Origin of the sequence: uncultured Cedecea sp. (assembly GCF_947498825.1) — a bacterium.
GTDB lineage: Bacteria > Pseudomonadota > Gammaproteobacteria > Enterobacterales > Enterobacteriaceae > JGM124.
Window position 1 is genome coordinate 12,956 of the sequence record NZ_CANMLV010000032.1, and the last position, 21,300, is coordinate 34,255.

Consider the following 21,300-nt stretch of genomic DNA (forward strand, 5'->3'; position numbering starts at 1 on the left):
TCATTTATTTATATTTTAGTTCTGGGGAAATCCGTGAAAAAAAAACTTGCCGTCATCGTGGTGATGTCATTATTGCCAGGGGCGACCTTTGCACAGCAAAACGACGTTGAAGATCCAAAGAAAAATAATGCGAGCAGTGATTCGCAGCAAGCAGAGAGCAGCTCTGAGAATGAAGATACCATTCTGGTGCGTTCAACGCCGACCAGCCAGTCAATGGGCACACAGATTTTAACGGCCGAACAGATTGAAAAATTACCGATATCTAACGGAAATATTACTGAGCTGTTAAAAACCAACCCTAATGTCCGTTTTGCTAATGATGCCAATAGCAGCAACACGCCGGGAGAGATAGCGCCAGAAAACGTCTCATTCCATGGCGAAAAGTTCTATAACAATAACTTTATGATTGACGGTTTATCCAATAACAACACCATTAACCCCGGAGCCAATGGCGGGGAATTAAATAATACCCCTGACGGTCATAACCCAACTGATTTACCCGCCGGCGGTGCCCAGTCATTCTGGATTAACTCCGAGCTGGTCGAACAATTAGAAGTTTTTGACAGCAACATATCGGCTAAATACGGTAATTTTACCGGTGGTGTGGTGGATGCTCGTCTAAAAGATCCCGACCTTGAAAGAGCCTCTGGTAAAATTTCCTACCGCACCTCGCGGGATAGCTGGACCAAATATCATATCGATGCCAGCAATGAGGAAGCCTTTAACCTGGCATCTGAGCTGACGTATCAGCCTAAATTTACAAAATCGTTTTACTCATTCACTGCCAATCAGCCATTAAGCGATAAAGCCGGTTTTATCTTTGCCTATAACCGTCAGCAGTCCGATATTCCTAACTATCACGTCTGGCTTGGCGAGTGGCAAGATCAGCAGCGCATTGCCGAAACCTTCCTGCTGAAAGGGACTTATCTCGCCGATAATGGCGATATGATCCGCCTGACCGGTATGCACTCGCCGCACGAATCGACCTACGTTAAAAAAGATACTAAAAACGGTAAGTTCACCAATAGCGGCGGCGGTCACCGGGTGAATATCGAATGGGAACATACCGGTAGCTGGGGCAAAATGACCAGTCTCGCGGGCTATCAGTTTGAAGAAAATAAAATTGACCATGAGTCAGATACCTTTATCACTTGGCGTCGTTATCATATACCGAGTAATTATTACTCCAATGTGATTGACTGGGGGAGCTCTACACCCGCTCAAACCTATCAAAACTCACTGATTGGTGGATACGGCTCTTTCGCCACGGAAAAACGCTCTTATGTCCTGAAGCAAGATTATGAGTTAAATCCGTTCGAATTTATTGGACTACAGCATCAGATTGATTTTGGCTGGGAAACCGATATTTATAGCGCGCGGTATAATCGTTTCGGTAATGCCTATGCTTCACGCGGAACACCGACAATCAGTTCCAGCATTGTCTGTCAGCCTGGCGATAATTTCTGTATCGACGGCGAGCAATATTTTAAAAGCATCACCCTCTATCCTGAGCGCGAAGTCTCTGGCAGTTACAGCAACTATGCGGTTTATCTGCAAGACAGTATGAACTTTGGTCGTCTGGAAGTCACCCCAGGCATACGTGCACAATATGATGACTTCCTGGAAAATCTGACCCTCGCTCCACGCTTTGCCGCCTCTTATGATGTATTCGGGGATCGTAGTACCCGTCTGTTTGGCGGGGCTAACCGCTATTACGGGCAGAACTTGCTGGCCTATAAACTCCGCTCTGGAATCAGTTCCAACATCATTCTGACCCGCACAGACGCGAACTCACCCTGGGTGGCTGGAGAACTTAAAACTGCAACATATGACTATGATATTTCAGACTTAAAAACGCCCTACAGCGACGAATTATCTCTCGGTGTTTCCCAGCGAGTGGCAGATAACGTCCTGACGGTTAAGTGGGTAAAACGCGAAGGTAAAAGTCAGTTTGGTCGCACCAATACCGCCGACGAAGCCGGGAACAAATATTATGCCCTTAATAATAATGGTCGAACCAGCGGCAATACGTTCTCTCTAACGGCTGAACCTATCAGCCCGATACATTTCTCATGGACAGATATCAGCTGGTCACTCGCCGCCAGCTATGGGAAGAATAAGTCCAGCTCCCAAGCCTATTACGATCAGGCTGATACCGATCATAGCATGGTCATTTTTAATGACAAATTGATGGAAAAAGGTGAGATGGACGCACTGGACTTCAACAAACCCTGGGAAGCATCAGCCACTATCGATACCTATTTCCCGGCTATTCGCCTTAACTGGAGCCACTTCATTAGCTACAAAGCAGGCTATACCGGTTACACAACCCAAACCATCGACTGTCCCGATGATAATAGTGCCTGTGGTGACTATATAGGTCGTCCAACAGAATATATGAAAACCAAGTTTAACGACTATATCAGCTACGACTGGCGTTTCAGCTACGCACAACCAGTATACAAGGATCAAACGATTGATTTGACGCTGGATGTACTCAACGTACTCGATACTCAGATTGAAGCCACACAGAGCACTGCAAGTTTGAATCAGAAGGTAACCTATAAAACCGGCCGTCAGTTCTGGTTAGGTGTCGCCTATACCTGGTAATCCGCAAAGGGGGCATGGCGCCCCCTTCAATGCGCTAATAAAAAAATAGCTTTTGTCATGCATCGTTATAGGAATAATGCAGTGAACAAGTGTTTTAAATTTATCTCATTGATTTTTTTTAGTAGTTTTATCCTGCAGTCAGGGAACGTACAGGCGGCAGATCCTCTGAGCCCCCTGCCCACCATCATCACCGGTACTCTGGACAATGGTTTACGCTATACCCTGGTCCCGCTGGAAGGACAGAAGAAACGTGTTGATGTCCGCCTCAGCGTTGATGTCGGCTCCGTCGATGAAGAAAACGGCGAATCTGGTGTAGCGCACATTATTGAGCATATGGTGTTTCGCGCCAGCGCTGCGCATCCTGAAGGTGTTGCCACGCATTTGCATCAACAGGGGTTAGTACGGGCTCGGCACTACAATGCAATGACCAACTATGAACGCACCCTCTATATGATGAGCCCTCCGGCTGGGGCACAGCAGCTTGATATTGCTTTGCAAGCGCTCGGTCAGATGGTTGGCCATGCCAGTCTGACGCAAAATGATCTCGACGATGAGCGCCTGGTGGTTCTGGAAGAGTGGCGCGGTAAGCTGGGTGTAGCAGAACGTATGAACCAGCAGCGGGTTCGGGCGATTCGTCACGACTCCCGTTACCCGACCCGCCCTACTATCGGCAATGAGCACTCTATTCGCACCGTTTCAGCCGACACGCTGCAGCAGTTTTATCAGCGCTGGTATCATCCGGGCAATATGCGTCTGTTAATTATCGGTGATATTGAACCCGATGCTGTCGTTACTACCATCCAGAATGCATTTAGCGAATTGCCTGCAGAAACCATTCCTGAACGCGACTATTATGAACCCAAGATCAAACCACGCTTAGATGTGGCACAGTTGCAAGACAGCCAAAGCGGCAGTAGCCAGGTTTCGTTTGTGGTCCGTTTTAATTCAGGGCAGACAACATTTCGTGAACGTCTGATCAGCCAAATAGCGATGTCCGCTTACACCCGGCAAATACGCCGCCAGGAATCAACCCTGCCTCCACAAGTCGGAAGTCTGGTAATACGTAAATCAGATATCGGCAAAACTACCGAGGCACTAGGACTTTTCGCCAACGTGATGCCGGGCAGCCACGATCTGGCGCTTACTGTCATACTGCGTGAGTGGGAGCGCCTTAGCCGTTATGGTTTAAGCGATGTTGATATTACCGAGGTAAAACAAAACCTCCGTGAAGCAGCACAGCGTATGGCAGATAAGCCCGAGCAGCGTGAATTCGCTGAGTGGGTGCAGAAGATAACCACTGAGTGGGCGCAGGACAGACCTTATATCGGAAGCCAGCAACGCGGACGCGAAGCGCTGGCAATATTAGAGACTCTCGATAATCAGCAAGTGCATGATTTGGTGCAACAGTGGCTGGCTTCCGAAGATACGCTGGTGCAGTTCAGTCTGCCGGGTATGACAACGTTTACCTTACCGACAGCTGAAGCTATCCGTCAGCAACAACGCGAGTTGCAAGCGAGAGATCTGGAAGCACCGATACGGAAAATTGAGCAATCGATCCCACAGTTAGCGGCGGTAGAACAACAAGGTACACGCCAGGAAGTGAAACGCTTCCCTGACCAGCAAGTCGAAGAGTGGACGCTAAGCAACGGTGACAAACTGGTCTGGCTGCGTACGTCACTGGCCAAGGATAAAGTGTATTTCTCAGGCAGCAGTGTCGCGGGTTTTCGTGCCGGCGAGTTGAACCCATGGCAAGCACAAATGGCTACTCAACTGGTGGCCCAGAGCGGCCCGCAAGGATGGAGTGGCGAGCAACTACAGGCCTGGAAAAAAGACAAGTCGGTTTCACTCTCAATTAACCAGCAGGCGGAAGAACTTCAGTTTAGCGGGCAAAGCTCACAGGAAAGTCTGCAAGATTTACTGGCACTCAGCTACGCACTGCAAGTTACACCAGGCATTGATGACAAGGCGATGAAGGACAGCCTGATGCAGTTGTTACGAAGTCAAACCACACAGACGCAGACGATTCGGGATGAGAGCGCCAAACAGATCCGTCAGTTACGCTACGGACAGCCTGGCTGGCCTTCACCTGAAGAACAAGAGTTAAAACAAATTGATAGCGAAACACTGCTCAACCAGTGGCGCACCACCATGTCAGCACCGATGACATGGTATCTCCTGGCTGATATGGATGCTGAAAAAATTCTGCCGCTGGCTGAACGCTATCTGGCCACCATCCCGCGTCAGCCAATGGCAGCCGTGGCGCCAGAGCTACCACGTAGCGGCCAGTTTGATTCCCGCGTGGCTATCAATATTGAGCCTCGTGCCGAAGTGAAAGGATGGAGCTTTACCCCTCAACCCTGGTCAGCACAGCGTGCAGTGCAAGTCAGTATTGCGCGTAATCTGGCTCTTCAGGCACTGAAAGACAGTTTACGTGATGAGGCTCTGGGTATTTATCGTCTGCAGATGGACAGCGAATTATCGGGTACGCATCAGCGTATTGAAACCGATATCAATTTCACCAGCTCTCCACAACGAGCAGAAGAGTTATGGCAGCTGGCCGAACAGGTCTTTGCCCAGCTACCTTCACAAATTACTCAGCAGCAGGTGGATGAACAGAAGAAACAGTTTATTCGCAGCGAACGCGCACGCGGGCAGGACATCAGTACTCTGCAACGTCGTTTACAGCTGAGCTATCGTCATTTTGCCGATCCTCGCTATCTTAGTGACGTCGCTACCCTTGCTGATAGCATAACCTTACCCGCTGTTCAACATGCCGCCGCCCAGCTCTATACCCCAGAAAACCGGGTACTTTATATCTCTTTGCCTAAGGTGGGGATGTGAAAAATATCGCACAACAGTTCTGGGCTCTTTGTTCCCCTTACTGGGGAGTTCGCAGGAACTGGCAGGCCTGGTTACTTATCGCCGTCATTGTCGGAATGGGCGGCAGTATTGTTTATCTCAACGTGCGAATTAACGTCTGGAGCAAGAACTTCTATGATGCTTTAGGCGCCTTTGACGGTGGGCTACTGTATTCCCTGGTGAAAGAGTACTGTGTCTATATTGCTATCTATATCGGGGTATTTGTCTATCAGGAGTGGTTCACCAAACTGCTGATTATCCGCTGGCGCGGGGCGTTAACTGAAGAGCTGGTGGATAGCTGGCTGGCCAAACGGGCATTTTATCGCATGTCACTAACGGGCGCTGTTGATAACCCCGATCAGCGTATCGCCGAAGATATCGATCTGTTTGTCACCAAGGTGATTAGCCTGTCTGTTTCGTTTCTGATTACTTCAGCCCAGCTATTTTCCTTTATGTTTATTCTCTGGGAGCTTTCGGGAGTTCAGCGTTTTACCCTGTTTGGTCAGGAGTGGGTGGTTAAGGGGTATCTGGTCTGGGTGGCACTGGCCTATACCTTGATAGGGAGCCTGATAACCCATCTGATAGGAAAAAAACTTCACGGTATTAACTACCATAAACAGCGTGCTGAGGCAGACTTCCGCGCGTCGCTGCTCCGTAAGCATGATAATGCGGAACAGATTGCGCAGTATGGTGGTGAACAGCAGGAAAAACACCACTTAAAGCGTAATTTTATGGCCATTGTCCATAACTGGCGCACCCTGATGAATGCCGATCGTAACCTGAGCTTCTTTACTGTCGGTTATGGTCGTATCAGTTTGATCGTTCCGGTATTTGCCGCCCTGCCCGCATTTCTGAATAAAACCGTGACGTTAGGCGGTTTGATGCAGATCCGCAGCGCATTTGGCCAGGTACATGGCGCACTGAGCTGGTTTATCCGCGTCTACTATTCACTGGTAGAGCTGTCAGCCAGTATGCAGCGTCTTACGCAGTTTCGTGAGGCTATTCGGGAACATCAATATGAACCTGAAGGACAGTCCGAGGGGAGCCAGTTAGAGGTCAAAACTCTCTCCTTCACCACTCCTGCTGGCAGCCCGTTGCTGTCTGATGTCGCTTTCTCTTGTGAGCCAGGCAGCTGGAATAAATTATCCGGCTACAGCGGTCTGGGTAAATCAACGCTGTTACGCACCCTGAATGGTCTCTGGCCTTATCACAAGGGGCACTGGCAGGCACAAGAAGGTATAAGTCTGTTATTACCTCAGCAAAGTTACCTCGGACAAGGCACTCTGGCGGAAATTCTCTGCTATCCGCTGGCCCCTGTCGGCGAGCGTGCAGTCCTGGCTGAGGTGCTGGAAAAAGTGGGACTATCCACCTGGAGCAACAGGCTGGATGAACAGCTAAACTGGGATCGTATATTCTCTGGCGGTGAACGCCAGCGACTGGCCTTTGCCCGGGCACTGATTGCACGTCCTGATACGCTGTATCTGGATGAAGCCACCAGTAGTCTCGATCATGACTCGGCCCGTCAGTTGCTGTCACTGATACGCCACGAACTGCCTGCAACAACCGTTATCGCCATCACGCATCAAAAAGAGCTGGACGATCTTTTTCCACAACACTTTGATCTCAGTGTATTCCGCCATGCATGACAGCATCTAACCAAAAACCCCACGCTTGCGCGTGGGGTTTGAGGCTGATAACAAAGCTAAAGTTATCTCTGATTATCAGCGCTTATTTACGAAAATAAACAGGAAAATCAATTCATTGATTTTCGGCTGATAACACAAAGAAGGAAAAACCACGTTTTTTTCTTCTTTGTCAGCAATCTGAAACCCCACGCTTGTGCGTGGGGTTTCAGACTGACTGACCTCACCGGGCACAACGGTGTGCCCTGACAGACTATTTCTGGCAGTGTGGACACCAGTAAAAGGGGCGTGAGGATAAAGTGGTTTTTTCTATCCTGTTCAAGCAACGCTCGCAGGGCTCACCCGCTCGATGGAAAACGTGGAAGCGAAATAACGCCCCGTGGTGTTTGCTTTCATCCACCTCTCCTCTGGTCTGATAAGAGTTTCTCGGGATATCCAGAATAGCCTGTGCCAGCCGGTCAAGCGCGTCATCAGCCAGTTCACCAGCATGATGCAAGGGGCTAATTTCGGCTTCCCAGAGAATTTCCGCCCGCAGATAGTTGCCTAATCCCGCCATAAAACTCTGGTCAAGCAGCAGTGTGCCGAGCTGCCGACGACGAAATTTGACGGACAAAAGACGGGATCTGACTTGTTCTGCAGTTAAGCGGTTGTCCAGAACATCCGGACCGACACGCTTTAAAAAGGGCTGCTGCTCTAACTGCGATTGCTCAAGAATTTCTATATCTGAGGCGCTGTAAAGCAAAATGGCTTTATCGTCCGTCTCAAGCCTTACGCGCAAAACCCGGTTGCTTTCCGGCAAGTCACCGGCGTTAACCACACGCCAGACACCGTATAGCTGGTTATGGGTATACAACGTCAGATCGTTAGAAAAGTGCGTCAGCATCGCTTTCCCGCGTGTCTCAATGCGCTCAATCGTTTTCCCTTCGAGCATATCTTCAAAGGGTTTTAAGGTTTCATAAGCAAACCAGACTCGGGTTAGCGGATGACCGGCTACCGCCTGCTCAAGATTATCCGCCGCCCGGCGTATTTCAGGACCTTCAGGCATCGTTCTCTCCTGGTCTGTGTTTCTTTAAACTGTTCTTACCCGGCGGGGAACCTGACGGAAAGTCGAATCCACGCCTTCTCCTCCTTAATATACCCAGCCAGGCTATGCTGGATTAGGAATATCAATAAAGGTTACGTCGAGATCCGTTTCCGTTGTCAGCCAGTCACTTAATGCCTGGATACCGCCACGTTCGGTCGCATGATGCCCTGCGGCATAAAAATGGATCCCCTGTTCACGTGCAGAATGAATAGTTTGTTCAGACACTTCCCCGGTAATAAAAGCATCGATCCCGAAACGGGCGGCATTATCGATAAATCCTTGCCCGCCGCCAGTACACCAGGCAACCCGCCGAATTTCATCCGGCCCGGTATCACCGCACCACAAAGGGGTGCGACCTAAACGCAATTCCAGCCAGGAAGCGAGCTCTACGCCAGATAATGCAGTAGGGAAAGTGCCCCATGGCACCAGCGGGTCAATTTCACCTTGGATTTCCACACCGAGCAATCGTCCAAGCTGGGCGTTATTCCCTAACTCGGCGTGCATATCCAGTGGCAAATGCCAGCCATAGAGATTGATATCATTGGCCAGTAAGGTTTTCAGGCGATTGCGTTTCATGCCGCGAATCACCGCAGGTTCACTTTTCCAGAAATAACCATGATGAACGATAACGGCGTCCGCCTGCTGACGAACGGCTTCATCCAGCAAGGCCTGGCAAGCCGTCACACCAGTAATAATTTTGCGGACATCACTCCGACCTTCAACCTGTAACCCATTGGGAGCAAAGTCGCTGATAGCGCTGCTATTAAGTTTTTCATTAATCAGACGCTCCAGTTCACTGTTTTTCATCATTCTTTGTTACTCTCTTATTTCGTTACGTGCCGCTTCATAAGCCGCAAGTGTGGCAATTCGTGCTTGTTTATGATCGATAATCGGTCGCGGGTAATCGAGCGTTTGCCGCTGTTTGTCAGCCCATTCCCAAGGGGTGTGTATCTCTTTTCCCGGGACCCGTGCCAGTTCCGGCAGCCAGTGACGAATAAAGGTACCGTCACTGTCAAAACGCTGCCCTTGGGTGGTCGGATTAAAGATACGAAAATAGGGTGCGGCATCGGTTCCGGTGGATGCAGCCCACTGCCAGCCACCATTGTTAGCGGCGAGGTCGCCATCAATCAATTGCGACATAAAATACCGCTCCCCTTCCCGCCAGTCTGCCAGTAAATCTTTCACCAGGAAACTGGCAACCACCATACGCAGACGGTTGTGCATCCAGCCGGTCTCATTTAGCTGGCGCATTGCGGCATCGACAATCGGATAACCGGTTTTGCCCTGCTGCCAGGCAAGCAACGCTTCAGGGTTATTATTCCAGCGGACTTTATCAGTCCAGGCAATAAACGGGCGATGGCGACATAAACGGGGATAAGCAACCAACAGGTGGCGATAGAACTCGCGCCAGATCAGCTCATTTAACCAAACTGCGCCAGCCTCGCCGTCCAGCGCTCGCGGGTGCTCTTTCAGTAAACGATGCAGACACTGGCGAGGGGAAAGCACGCCAATCGCCAGCCAGGCGGATAGCATGCTGGTTCCTTTAATTGCCGGGAAATCACGCTGTTCTGCGTAATCCACCACGGCCTTCTGGCAAAAAGTGCGTAGCTGCGCAATCGCCGCCCGTTCCCCCACCGGGAACAGCACCGGATCAAAGGACTGACGCGGATAGTCCAACTGATAAGGGGTAAATTCCTCCGCCTCACCCCGGGCTTGTGGAGCCGCAACGCATTCCGGTAACTGCTCTTGAAGACGTTTAATAAATGCCCGGCTAAAAGGGGTGAAAACTTTATACATTTCACGATTACCAGTCACTACACTGCCAGGTGGCAACAGTAAACTGTCATCAAATCCCTGGCAGACGACCTGCCCGTCAAGCTCACGCTCCAGTCGGGCATCGCGCTCGCGTTCGTTGACTTCGTACTGATAGTTGTAAAACAGTGCGCTGACACCTTGCTGCTGGCAAAACTGCTTAACTTCATCAATAGCAGCGGTGAAATCCGCTTGCTGTCTGATATGCAGCGCAATACCTCGTTCAGCCAGCTGCTCACCCAGCGCATTAAGGTGCTGATTGATAAACTCTGCCTGTCGGGGAGCCATATTATGCTGTTGCCATTGTTCTGGCGTCGCGATAAACAAGGCCAGTACCCGCGCATCGGGCGAACGACATGCAGCAGATAGCGCATAGTTATCATGCACGCGTAAGTCATTACGAAACCAAACCAGATGGGTCGTCATAGATCTCCTGCTTGCCATTATTTTGAATCAGCTATTGTGAATTACCGGAAGGTAACATCATCAACTGTAATAAAAATCTAGCGCGATATTCTGCCACAGAGTAGAGCCTCTGTCTGAAAACCGAATGTTATGATGTGAATGATGCAGGAAGGTTTTGACAAGAAACGCAAAAGGCACGCGAAACAGCCGCCCGCGTGCCTTTTATATCAAGAGGTATGGCAATGTCATACCAGGCTAAAACCGGAAGGTCAGAAAAAATCACCCGCAGCGGCTTCAGCCTGCTCCATCCATACCGGTTTATCGCTGGTTTTTGACCAGACGCGGTGTAAATAGCTATAAAAACGCGCTCTGTCTTTCCAGAACAGCATAACGGGTAAAGCAGCAACACCGACGGTGACAACCAGCAGGCGACGTAATATAACTTGCCAGGCAGGATAAACGGGATATAGAGACACAGGAACCTCCTCTGAATTTACGAACAGGTTTCGCATCGGGTGCAATGGTACTGCTAGTCGACTGAATAGGTTATTTTTCCAGAAGACTCCCAAATCAAACTTTTTTACAGCGCAAAATGTGATGCATTGCAAAATGCGAAAAATATATACTTGCTATCTGTAAAAATAATAACCTGAAAAACCAAACATTACAACTCATCCGACCAGAAAGTTCGAAGTCTTTTTACGCTTCGGTTTTAAGCGCCTGTTTATCCAACATTCCGAAGAAACCTTTATCCTTATACGTCATTTTTATACTTTTTTTACACCCTGCTATCTGACTTTTACGACATCTTTGCAACCAAAAATCTATCCTCACAGCAAATAGACATACACCCCAAATAACTCAAGTTGTTTGTAGACGAGCTGAACACAGGCCACTTGAAGTATGACGGGTATACACCGCTGGAGGTGGATTATGAGTATCGCCGTGATAACCGGTATCCTGTTGGTATTGCTCTTGCTGGCTTACCTGATTTATGCCCTGATTAATGCGGAGGCATTTTAATGGCTGCCTCCGGTTTTTTACTGATTGCCAGCTTTCTGCTGCTCCTGTTTATACTGGCTAAACCGCTCGGTTCTTTGCTCACCAGGCTTATCCTTGATGTCCCAGTTCCGGTCGTGAGTAAAATTGAACCTGTACTCTGTCGCTTAATCGGCTGTAACACTGAAGAAATGGGCTGGAAACGCTATCTGATGGCGATTCTGGCGATTAATTTTTTAGGGCTGATTCTGCTGTTTATTATCCTGATGATGCAGGCCCATCTGCCCCTTAACCCACAAAAACTCCCCGGGCTGTCCTGGGATTTGGCATTCAATACCGCAGTCAGTTTTGTCACCAATACCAACTGGCAGGCCTACGGCGGTGAAACAACGCTGAGCTATTTCAGCCAGATGATCGGTCTGACGGTGCAAAATTTTATCTCTGCAGCAACCGGCATCGCTGTCGTTTTTGCCTTGATTCGTGGTTTTGCGCGCAAATCCACGACAACGCTTGGCAATGCCTGGGTCGATTTAACGCGGATTACGCTGTATATCTTGCTACCAATATCCCTGGTACTTGCTCTGATTTTTATCAGTCAGGGAACACCTCAAACTCTCAACGCTTATCAGCCCTTTACGTCAATTGAAGGGGTGTCACACCTGTTACCAGTGGGGCCGGTCGCTTCACAAGAAGCCATTAAATTACTCGGCACTAACGGCGGGGGATTCTTCAACGCCAACTCGGCCCACCCTTTTGAAAACCCGACAGCCGTCAGCAACTTTATTCAGATGCTGGCAATATTCCTGATACCTACAGCCCTGTGCTTTGCGTTTGGTGAAGCCGTCGGAGACCGACGTCAGGGCCGAACCTTACTGTGGGTGATGTCACTTATTTTTGTGCTCTGTGTCACCGTCGTGATGTGGGCTGAACTCGAGGGCAACCCACATTTAATACCGCTGGGGGCCAGTAGCAGTATCAATATGGAAGGAAAAGAGAGCCGGTTCGGTATTCTTGCCAGCAGCTTATATGCAGTGGTAACCACGGCCGCCTCCTGTGGCGCAGTGAACACTATGCACGATTCCCTGACTGCTTTGGGTGGCATGATCCCCATGTGGTTGATGCAAATTGGTGAAGTGGTGTTTGGGGGCGTCGGTTCAGGGCTCTACGGTATGTTGCTTTTCGTTCTGCTGGCGGTATTTATTGCCGGTCTGATGATTGGTCGCTCGCCGGAATATCTGGGTAAAAAAATTGAAGTGTATGAGATGAAAATGACCGCCCTGGCCATTCTCGTCACTCCAACCCTGGTATTACTGGCAACCGCTCTGGCAATGATGACGGATGCCGGCCGTAGCGCCATCTTTAATCCGGGTATTCATGGTTTTAGCGAAGTGCTGTATGCCGTATCTTCCGCAGCTAATAATAACGGTAGCGCTTTTGCCGGCCTCAGTGCCAATACGCCGTTCTGGAATCTTCTGCTGGCGCTGTGTATGTGGATTGGCCGTTTCGGGGTAATTATTCCAGTAATGGCGATTGCCGGTTCACTGGCTACGAAAAAATCCCAGGCAGCCAGTCTCGGGACTTTACCCACCCATGGAGCCCTGTTTATCGGCTTACTGACAGGAACCGTACTGCTAGTCGGTGCGCTGACCTTTGTTCCCGCCCTCGCGTTAGGCCCCGTCGCGGAACATCTTTCTCTGATTAATATCTTCACAGTGAGGCAAGCATGAGTCGCAAACAACAGGCGCTGTTTGAACCTGAATTGATTCGCCGTGCGCTAATTGATTCAGTAAAAAAACTGTCTCCCAAGGTGCAATGGCGCAACCCGGTGATGTTCATTGTCTGGGTCGGGAGTATTATCACTACCCTGCTGGCGATGATGATGTTCGGTGGCAAACTGGCAGGAAATCCGATATTTACCGCGGCAATTAGTCTCTGGCTGTGGTTTACCGTTCTGTTCGCAAACTTTGCCGAAGCCCTGGCTGAAGGCCGCAGCAAAGCTCTGGCCAGTAGTCTGAAAGGGGTGAATAAAACCAACCAGGCAAATAAGCTTGCTTTCCCGCAATCCGATGCGCCATCTGAGTCAGTCTCTGCCGCCAGCCTGCGTAAAGGCGATTTCGTACTGGTGAAAGCCGGGGATACTATCCCCTGTGATGGCGAGGTGCTCGAAGGTGGCGCGTCGGTGGATGAAAGTGCCATTACCGGTGAGTCCGCTCCGGTCATTCGTGAGTCCGGTGGCGACTTTTCTTCGGTCACTGGCGGAACGCGTATTCTTTCCGACTGGTTAGTTATTCAATGTACGGTTAATCCGGGTGAAACCTTCCTCGACCGTATGATTGCCATGGTTGAGGGTGCCACTCGCCGTAAAACGCCTAACGAAATCGCACTGACCATCCTGTTAGTCGCCTTAACAATTATTTTCCTGCTGGTCACCGCGACATTATGGCCCTTCTCACAGTATGGCGGTACCGCCGCCAGTGTCACCGTACTGGTGGCGCTACTGGTTTGTCTGATCCCTACGACCATTGGCGGCTTATTGTCGGCCATTGGTGTGGCAGGCATGAGCCGTATGCTGGGTGTCAATGTTATAGCAACCAGTGGTCGGGCGGTTGAGGCATCCGGAGATGTGGATGTACTGTTACTGGATAAAACCGGAACTATTACCCTAGGTAACCGCCAGGCATCAGCCTTTTTACCCGCACCGGGTATTGAGGAGCGCACTCTGGCCGATGCCGCACAGCTCGCTTCACTGGCAGATGAAACACCAGAAGGCCGGAGTATTGTGGTTCTGGCAAAGCAACGCTTTAATCTACGTGAACGCGATGTGCAGAATCTGCACGCGACATTCGTTCCTTTTACGGCACAAACCCGTATGAGCGGTATTAATATTCAGGACCGGATGATCCGCAAAGGTTCAGTGGATGCAATTCGTCGCCATATTGAAGCTAATAAAGGCCATTTTCCTGCCAAGGTCGATCTTCTGGTCAAGGATGTGGCAAGCCTTGGGGGAACGCCCCTCGTAGTTGCTGAAAACGCTAACGTTTTAGGCGTGATAGCGCTAAAAGATATCGTTAAAGGCGGTATTAAAGAACGTTTTGCCGAATTACGTCAAATGGGGATCAAAACGGTGATGATCACCGGCGATAATCGCTTAACGGCAGCGGCGATTGCTGCTGAAGCCGGTGTCGATGATTTTCTTGCCGAGGCGACACCAGAAGCAAAACTTGCCTTGATCCGCCAGTATCAGGCTGAAGGTCGCCTGGTGGCAATGACCGGGGATGGCACTAACGATGCCCCGGCTCTGGCCCAGGCAGATGTCGCGGTTGCCATGAACTCCGGAACACAAGCCGCAAAAGAGGCAGGGAATATGGTGGATCTGGACTCTAACCCCACCAAGCTTATCGAAGTCGTACATATCGGAAAGCAGATGTTAATGACCCGCGGCTCGCTCACCACCTTCAGCATTGCCAATGATATCGCCAAATACTTTGCCATTATTCCGGCAGCTTTTGCCGCCACTTATCCGCAACTTAATGCGCTGAACATTATGCGGCTGCACTCCCCTGACTCAGCGATTCTCAGTGCCGTTATTTTTAACGCGCTGATCATTATTGCGCTTATCCCGCTGGCATTAACCGGGATCTGCTATAAACCGCTGAGCGCCTCCGCAATGTTACGCCGCAATTTATGGATTTATGGATTGGGTGGGCTGATAGTCCCGTTTATTGGCATCAAACTTATTGATCTGATCCTGACGGTGTCGGGTCTGGTTTAAGAGGATACAGAGATGGCTGTTTTTCGTCCGGCTTTACGGGTATTAATCTTATTAACATTGATAACGGGTGTCGCTTATCCCTTGGTGACCACATTACTTGGACAGTGGTGGTTCCAGCACCAGGCCAATGGCTCATTAATTATCGATAACGGTCAGATTCGCGGTTCAGCGCTGATTGGCCAGAATTTTACTGAAGCTAAATATTTTCATGGTCGTCCCTCTGCTACTGCAGATACCCCTTATAATCCACTGGCATCAGGGGGAAGTAATCTGGCAGCCAGCAACCCTGAACTGGATAAACAGATACAAGAACGAGTGAAAATATTACGCGCGGCAAATCCACAAGCCAGTGTGGCAATTCCGGTTGAATTACTGACTACCTCAGGGAGTGGTCTTGACGGACAACTGTCACCCGAGGCGGTCGCATGGCAGACTCCCCGAGTCGCACAAGCAAGGCACTTATCCATTGAGCAGGTGAACCGCCTGGTGGCTGAACATACCACCACGCCACTCGTGAATTTTATCGGTGTGCCCGTGGTCAATATTGTGCTACTGAACAGGGCACTGGATGCTCTCCAGACGCCATAACTAAGGATTGATAATGACCGAAGAGCCTCTGCGCCCCGATCCGGATAAGCTGCTGGAACATATCAGCCGTCAGCCCCGAGGAAAACTGAAAATTTTCTTCGGGGCTTGTGCCGGGGTCGGCAAGACTTACGCTATGTTGCAAGAAGCCCAGCGATTACGGGGCCAGGGGCTGGATATTCTGGTTGGTGTGATAGAAACCCACGGTCGCAAAGAAACGGCGGAACAACTTAAGGGACTGAATATTCAGCCCCTAAAACGCATAACTCACCGCGGACGTATGGTTCAAGAGTTTGACCTCGATGCTACCCTTGCCCGTAACCCGGCATTGATCCTAATGGATGAACTGGCACACAGTAATGCCCCAGGCTCTCGTCATCCTAAACGCTGGCAGGATGTAGAAGAGTTACTGAATGCCGGAATTGATGTTTTAACCACGGTAAATGTACAGCATCTGGAAAGTCTTAATGACGTGGTGGGTGGCATAACCGGTATTCAGGTGCGGGAGACCGTACCCGATCCGATTTTTGATGCTGCAGATGAAATCGTCCTCGTTGACCTGCCGCCGGATGACCTGCGTCAGCGTCTGCATGAAGGTAAAATCTATCTTTCTGGCCAGGCTGAACGGGCTATCGAACACTTCTTCCGTAAAGGCAATTTGATTGCCTTACGCGAGCTGGCGCTCAGACGTGCCGCCGATCGAGTTGATGAGCAGATGCGTGCCTGGCGCGAGACCCAGGGACAAGACAAAGTATGGCATACGCGAGATGCTATTTTGTTATGTATTGGCCACCATGCCGGTAATGAAAAACTGGTGCGCACTGCCGCCCGTCTGGCCGCCAAACTCGGCAGTGCCTGGCATGCGATTTATGTTGAAACACCCAAACTTCATCGCCTCCCTGAGCACCAGCGTCGCAGTATTCTTAGTGCCCTGCGGCTGGCTCAGGAACTTGGAGCCGAAACAGCAACCCTCGCCGACCCGAACAAAGAACAAGCGGTGGTACGTTATGCCCGTGAACATAATCTCGGCAAAATTATTCTCGGTCGTCATATCATCGGCCATTGGTGGCATGGCAGCACCTTTGCTGAGCGCCTGGGAAAATATGCCCCGGACCTGGATTTGGTGATTGTTGCTCTCGACGAGCAGGCATCCTTTACCCATACCAGAGTCACGGACACCCGAGGAATCGGTGAGAAATGGCGCTTACAGCTGCAAGGCTGTGCCGCGGCCGTGGTGTTATGCACTTTGATTACATGGGTCGCTAATCACTGGCTAGGGACCTTTGAAACCGCGAACCTGGTGATGATTTATTTACTCGGTGTCGTCATCATTGCCTTATTTTATGGTCGCTGGCCATCCGTGCTGGCAGCCATTATCAACGTTATCAGCTTTGATCTGTTTTTTATCGCCCCACATGGCACCCTTGCGGTGTCAGACATGCAGTATCTCCTGACCTTTGGTGTCATGCTGACTGTCGGTCTGGTGATTGGTAATCTGACCGCCGGAGTTCGTTATCAGGCACGTATCGCTCGCTATCGTGAGCAACGTACCCGACATCTTTATGAGATGTCAAAAGCCCTCGCAGATGACCGATCACCTTTAGAGGTAGCAACAACCAGCGTGCAGTTTATCAACTCCACTTTCCACGCGCGCAGCTTGCTACTGCTACCTGATAATAAGGGAAAACTGAACCGTATTTCTCAATCGGGAGAACCGACTCAGTGGGATGATGCCATCGCCCGCTGGAGTTTTGATAAAGGACAGCCAGCCGGAGCAGGAACCGATACCCTGCCTGCTGTGCCCTATCAAATCTTACCGCTTCGTACCCAGGAGCGAACTCTCGGACTATTGGTTATCGAAGCCGATAATCTGCGTCAGCTCGTGACACCGGAACAACAACGGTTGCTGGAAACTTTTACGCTATTAATCGCAACGACACTCGACAGATTGCTGCTGACAGCCAGTGAAGAACAGGCCCGCCTGGCCAGCGAACGCGAACAACTGCGTAACTCGTTACTGGCAGCCCTGTCCCATGACCTGCGCACTCCGCTGACCGTACTACTGGGCCAGTCAGAATTGCTGACAAAAAATCTTACCGATGAGGGTTCAACATATAGTTATCAGGCCGATGGTATCCGCCAGCATGTGTTAAATACTACGCGTTTGGTAAATAACCTGCTCGAGATGGCTCGTATTCAGTCCGGCGGTTTTACATTACGCAAAGAGTGGCTGACGCTGGAAGAAGTCATTGGCAGTGCCTTGCAGATGTTTGAACCTGCTTACGGGGGACGTCGTATTACTCTTGAATTGCCAGACCCGCTGATGTTGATTGAACTCGATGGTCCGTTGTTTGAGCGGGTATTGATTAATTTGCTGGAAAACGCTCTTAAATATGCAGGGCCAAACGCAGAGACAGGTATCCGGGCCAGAACTCAAAGCGACTCACTGCTTCTGGAGGTATGGGATAATGGTCCGGGCATTCCGCCAGATAAAGAACAGTTTATTTTTGATAAATTTTCCCGTGGTAACAAAGAGTCTGTTATTCCTGGTGTCGGGTTGGGACTGGCGATTTGTCGGGCCATAGTGTCGCTACACAACGGCACTATCTCTGTCACCCAGGCAGCGCAAGGCGGCGCCTGTTTTCAGATAATGTTACCCTTATCTTCTCCCCCGACTGTTGCTGATATTAACGAGGTCATGTGATAACCGTTTTAGTGATTGAGGATGAAAAAGAGATTGGTCGTTTTCTGCGCACTGCGCTGGAAGATGAATCCTTGCGGGTGTTTGATGCCGAAACATTACAGCGCGGGCTTATCGAGGCTGCGACCCGAAAACCTGATGTGGTTATTCTTGATTTGGGACTACCAGATGGTGATGGCGTAGAGTTTATTCGTGATTTTCGCCAATGGAGCCAGGCCCCGATAATCGTGTTGTCTGCACGTGACAACGAACAGGACAAGATTACCGCTCTTGACGCCGGCGCAGACGATTTTCTCAGTAAACCCTTTGGTATTGGTGAGCTACAGGCGCGATTACGCGTCGCCTTGCGACGTCATGCAAATCTGCTACAACCCGACCCCGTCTATCATTTTGACGGGATAACCGTTGATCTTGCCGCCCGCAGGATCGTACGCGGAGATGAGGATATTCATCTTACTCCGCTTGAGTTTCGACTGCTGGCAACCTTACTGAACAATCAGGGAAAAGTACTGACTCAGCGCCAGTTACTGAAGCAGATCTGGGGGCCGAATGCGGTTGAACATAGCCATTATCTACGTATTTATATGGGACATCTACGGCAAAAACTGGAACAAGATCCTGCCCGACCTCGTCATTTACTCACCGAGACAGGCGTTGGTTACCGTTTTGTTTTTTAACCCCCTTCTTCGCCTAAAGACGGGGATCCCTACAGCGTTCAGACCAAAACCTGACTCACCTCTGCCGCTGATTGCCAGGATCGGTATCGCACTGATGGTTGCCTCAGGCTAATCGTCTCTTCTGGCGTATTCAATCGTAAAGAGGCCCTGTTTCAGCTTCTTGATGTGTTATTGAAATCGGATTTGAGCCAGCCTTGATCCGGGAAGGACCGTCAATACACATGATGTGCTATGACCCCAGTGGTATCAGAATTGAATTCCATTATTCCGAGTAAACTATCCTTGAGGCTCTCTGTCGGGAGCCTTCTGTTTACTGCCTAATAGCCTTAGCTTACAGCATGGACTCCGTCGCGCTCAGCCACAACAACACCACCGAACAATAAAAGTCGGTCAACGCCCCTCTATTGCACCGCCAAATTTTTTGCGATACGAATAAGGTGATATCCCGACCGATTTGCGGAATGCCGCACGAAATCCGTCCATTGTTTCAAATCCGGTGGCTTCCATAATTTGCTCATCATTCAAATGATTACTTTCTAATAAATCACGCGCAAGATTCATTCGTGATTGAAGTATCCATCTCTTAGGAGTAATACCCATTGCCTCTTTAAAGCGTCTCAGAAAGGTGCGTTCTGACATTAATGCTCTTTCTGCCATACTTTTCACTGACAGGCTGCCCTTCAGGTTTTCAAGAGCCCACTCAAGTACCGGTGCAATCTCATCCCGTGGTTTTTGTGCAACAGGAGCGGGGATAAACTGAATTTGCCCTCCGGCGCGCTGAGGAGGCATAACTAAACGCCGGGCAACAATATTGGCAACATGCACACCATAATCGCGGCTGACCAAATGAAGGCAGGCATCGATACCGGCAGCACTACCCGCTGAGGTAATGATTTGTCCACTGTCGACATAAAGGACGTCAGGATCCACGGTAATGCCGGGATAGCGTTCTGCCAGTTCAGTCGTATAACGCCAGTGTGTGGTTGCCCGTTTACCCTCTAATAACCCCGCAGCAGCAAGCACAAAAACACCAGAGCAAATCGACACCAGCCGAACGCCCCGATGATAAGCATCACATAATGCATCGAGTAGCGTCTGGGGAGGCTTTTCGCCACGATTACGCCAGCCCGGAATAATAATCGTATTCACATCATGCAGAGACTCCAGCCCAAAGCGGGATACCACCTGAATCCCTTCCGAGACTTGCATGGGATAAGTATCAACAGACACTATCCGATATTGATACCAGGGAAAGTCAAATTCAGGACGAGGAAGACCAAATATTTCTAGCGCAATACCAAACTCGAATGTACACAGGCCATCATAGGCAAGGATAGCCACTAAATTTTGCTGATCTAACATTGGCGGAAAAATACCACTTATTGTCATTTCCGCCACTTTATCACCCTGAGTCTGTTTTATACAATCCAGATATATTCAGGTAAGAGGTTCCCGTTATGACAAGTTTAGTCAGTGAAATTCCGCCAGCAACACCTTCAGAATCACTACAACATTTTAGCCGCCGCTTAGCTTTTGAAACCGATTGTTCCGACGTCTATCAAAGTCAAAAAACAGGAAATATCGACTATGTATTAGTCGATGTAAGAAATAGTGCGGCATTTGCTAAAGCGCATGTTCCAGGAGCTATAAATATTCCGACCAGGACGATTACCAAGGAGAGCATGTCCACCTATCCACTCAACAGGTTATTTGTTGTCTACTGCGCCGGCCCTCATTGTAACGGCGTGCATCGGGCAGCCGTTCGCCTGGCGGGTCTGGGATATTCGGTAAAAGAAATGATCGGCGGCATGACCGGATGGGTTGATGAAGGACTTCCACTCCAGGGAGAAACGACATCTGAGCCTGGCAATGGATTTTCCTGCGAATGCTAAGCAGCCATATCAATATTCGGGGAGCCTTTACCTAAAACAGTCTCATTGGGAGTAGAGTCATACAATGAAAGCAGCCAGAAAAGCTCAAACGAAATCCTCGCAGGAAGAGAGTCGATGCCTGATAAAAAACTTAAAATAAACACAAAACGGATATATCGAAAATAATACGAGTGACTTACAGGATCATCGAGTAGGAGGCAGGATCACTCCTGCCGTCCTCTCACACCACCGTACGTACGGTTCCGTATACGGCGGTTCATG

The 21,300-nt window shown here is 49.9% G+C and carries 15 protein-coding genes; 10 read left to right on the plus strand and 5 right to left on the minus strand.

Annotation, left to right across the window (positions count from 1 at the left end):
- Positions 1-33 precede the first annotated feature (33 nt).
- The 3 genes from Q1A40_RS21360 (at position 34) to Q1A40_RS21370 (ending at position 7,115) form a co-directional block, all read left to right on the plus strand.
- The gene (locus tag Q1A40_RS21360; RefSeq protein ID WP_300005108.1) at positions 34-2,610 is read left to right on the plus strand and encodes a TonB-dependent siderophore receptor; all 2,577 of its coding nucleotides are present in this window, start codon (positions 34-36) and stop codon (positions 2,608-2,610) included.
- Between the two features lie 81 nt (positions 2,611-2,691).
- Positions 2,692-5,451, plus strand: a complete 2,760-nt coding sequence (locus tag Q1A40_RS21365) for a M16 family metallopeptidase (RefSeq protein WP_300005110.1) — start codon at positions 2,692-2,694, stop codon at positions 5,449-5,451.
- Entirely contained in the window at positions 5,448-7,115 is a 1,668-nt protein-coding gene (locus tag Q1A40_RS21370) for an ABC transporter ATP-binding protein/permease (protein WP_300005112.1), read from the plus strand. Before Q1A40_RS21365 ends, Q1A40_RS21370 begins: the two co-directional genes overlap by 4 nt.
- A 250-nt stretch (positions 7,116-7,365) precedes the next feature.
- Here Q1A40_RS21370 and nei read toward each other — a convergent pair whose 3' ends face one another.
- The 4 genes from nei to Q1A40_RS21390 all read right to left on the minus strand — a co-directional run bounded on the left by nei (position 7,366) and on the right by Q1A40_RS21390 (position 10,889).
- Positions 7,366-8,157, minus strand: coding sequence for an endonuclease VIII (gene nei, locus Q1A40_RS21375; protein ID WP_300005116.1), 792 nt, complete (start codon positions 8,155-8,157; stop codon positions 7,366-7,368).
- A gap of 102 nt (positions 8,158-8,259) precedes the next feature.
- The gene (locus Q1A40_RS21380; protein WP_300005145.1) at positions 8,260-9,003 is read right to left on the minus strand and encodes a type 2 GTP cyclohydrolase I; all 744 of its coding nucleotides are present in this window, start codon (positions 9,001-9,003) and stop codon (positions 8,260-8,262) included.
- Between the two features lie 9 nt (positions 9,004-9,012).
- Complete coding sequence (gene phrB, locus Q1A40_RS21385; RefSeq protein WP_300005119.1) at positions 9,013-10,434, minus strand: deoxyribodipyrimidine photo-lyase; 1,422 nt, start codon at positions 10,432-10,434, stop codon at positions 9,013-9,015.
- A gap of 248 nt (positions 10,435-10,682) precedes the next feature.
- Positions 10,683-10,889 (minus strand): YbfA family protein, encoded by a 207-nt coding sequence (locus Q1A40_RS21390; protein WP_300005122.1) that lies wholly within the window; start codon positions 10,887-10,889, stop codon positions 10,683-10,685.
- Positions 10,890-11,346: 457 nt separating this feature from the next.
- Here Q1A40_RS21390 and kdpF point away from each other — a divergent pair, with 457 nt between their 5' ends.
- The 6 genes from kdpF to kdpE are packed head-to-tail and all read left to right on the plus strand — an operon-like array spanning position 11,347 to position 19,147.
- The gene (gene kdpF / locus Q1A40_RS21395) at positions 11,347-11,436 is read left to right on the plus strand and encodes a K(+)-transporting ATPase subunit F (RefSeq protein WP_300005125.1); all 90 of its coding nucleotides are present in this window, start codon (positions 11,347-11,349) and stop codon (positions 11,434-11,436) included.
- Positions 11,436-13,139 (plus strand): potassium-transporting ATPase subunit KdpA, encoded by a 1,704-nt coding sequence (kdpA, locus tag Q1A40_RS21400; protein ID WP_300005128.1) that lies wholly within the window; start codon positions 11,436-11,438, stop codon positions 13,137-13,139. Before kdpF ends, kdpA begins: the two co-directional genes overlap by 1 nt.
- A complete protein-coding gene (gene kdpB, locus Q1A40_RS21405; RefSeq protein WP_300005131.1) occupies positions 13,136-15,184 on the plus strand; it encodes a potassium-transporting ATPase subunit KdpB in 2,049 nt (682 codons plus the stop codon). The genes kdpA and kdpB overlap by 4 nt, the downstream gene beginning before the upstream one ends.
- A 12-nt stretch (positions 15,185-15,196) precedes the next feature.
- The gene (gene kdpC / locus Q1A40_RS21410; protein WP_300005134.1) at positions 15,197-15,772 is read left to right on the plus strand and encodes a potassium-transporting ATPase subunit KdpC; all 576 of its coding nucleotides are present in this window, start codon (positions 15,197-15,199) and stop codon (positions 15,770-15,772) included.
- A gap of 13 nt (positions 15,773-15,785) precedes the next feature.
- Positions 15,786-18,473: a two-component system sensor histidine kinase KdpD gene (gene kdpD / locus Q1A40_RS21415; protein WP_300005137.1), complete on the plus strand. Its 2,688-nt coding sequence runs from the start codon at positions 15,786-15,788 to the stop codon at positions 18,471-18,473.
- Positions 18,470-19,147, plus strand: a complete 678-nt coding sequence (gene kdpE, locus Q1A40_RS21420) for a two-component system response regulator KdpE (protein ID WP_300005140.1) — start codon at positions 18,470-18,472, stop codon at positions 19,145-19,147. The genes kdpD and kdpE overlap by 4 nt, the downstream gene beginning before the upstream one ends.
- 390 nt (positions 19,148-19,537) lie before the next feature.
- On the opposite strand, the gene ftrA is transcribed toward kdpE, so the two are convergent.
- Entirely contained in the window at positions 19,538-20,536 is a 999-nt protein-coding gene (gene ftrA / locus Q1A40_RS21425; RefSeq protein WP_300005149.1) for a transcriptional regulator FtrA, read from the minus strand.
- A 68-nt stretch (positions 20,537-20,604) separates the two neighbouring features.
- On the opposite strand from ftrA, the gene Q1A40_RS21430 reads away from it, so the two are divergent.
- Positions 20,605-21,039: a rhodanese-like domain-containing protein gene (locus tag Q1A40_RS21430; RefSeq protein WP_300005142.1), complete on the plus strand. Its 435-nt coding sequence runs from the start codon at positions 20,605-20,607 to the stop codon at positions 21,037-21,039.
- Positions 21,040-21,300 lie beyond the last annotated feature (261 nt).

Coding starts and splice junctions, on each gene's coding strand:
- nei (WP_300005116.1), bottom strand. CDS start 8,157: ATGCCTGAAGGTCCTGAAATACGCCGGGCGGCGGATAATCTTGAGCAG.
- Q1A40_RS21380 (WP_300005145.1), bottom strand. CDS start 9,003: ATGAAAAACAGTGAACTGGAGCGTCTGATTAATGAAAAACTTAATAGC.
- phrB (WP_300005119.1), bottom strand. CDS start 10,434: ATGACGACCCATCTGGTTTGGTTTCGTAATGACTTACGCGTGCATGAT.
- kdpF (WP_300005125.1), top strand. CDS start 11,347: ATGAGTATCGCCGTGATAACCGGTATCCTGTTGGTATTGCTCTTGCTG.
- kdpA (WP_300005128.1), top strand. CDS start 11,436: ATGGCTGCCTCCGGTTTTTTACTGATTGCCAGCTTTCTGCTGCTCCTG.
- kdpB (WP_300005131.1), top strand. CDS start 13,136: ATGAGTCGCAAACAACAGGCGCTGTTTGAACCTGAATTGATTCGCCGT.
- kdpC (WP_300005134.1), top strand. CDS start 15,197: ATGGCTGTTTTTCGTCCGGCTTTACGGGTATTAATCTTATTAACATTG.
- kdpD (WP_300005137.1), top strand. CDS start 15,786: ATGACCGAAGAGCCTCTGCGCCCCGATCCGGATAAGCTGCTGGAACAT.
- ftrA (WP_300005149.1), bottom strand. CDS start 20,536: ATGACAATAAGTGGTATTTTTCCGCCAATGTTAGATCAGCAAAATTTA.
- Q1A40_RS21430 (WP_300005142.1), top strand. CDS start 20,605: ATGACAAGTTTAGTCAGTGAAATTCCGCCAGCAACACCTTCAGAATCA.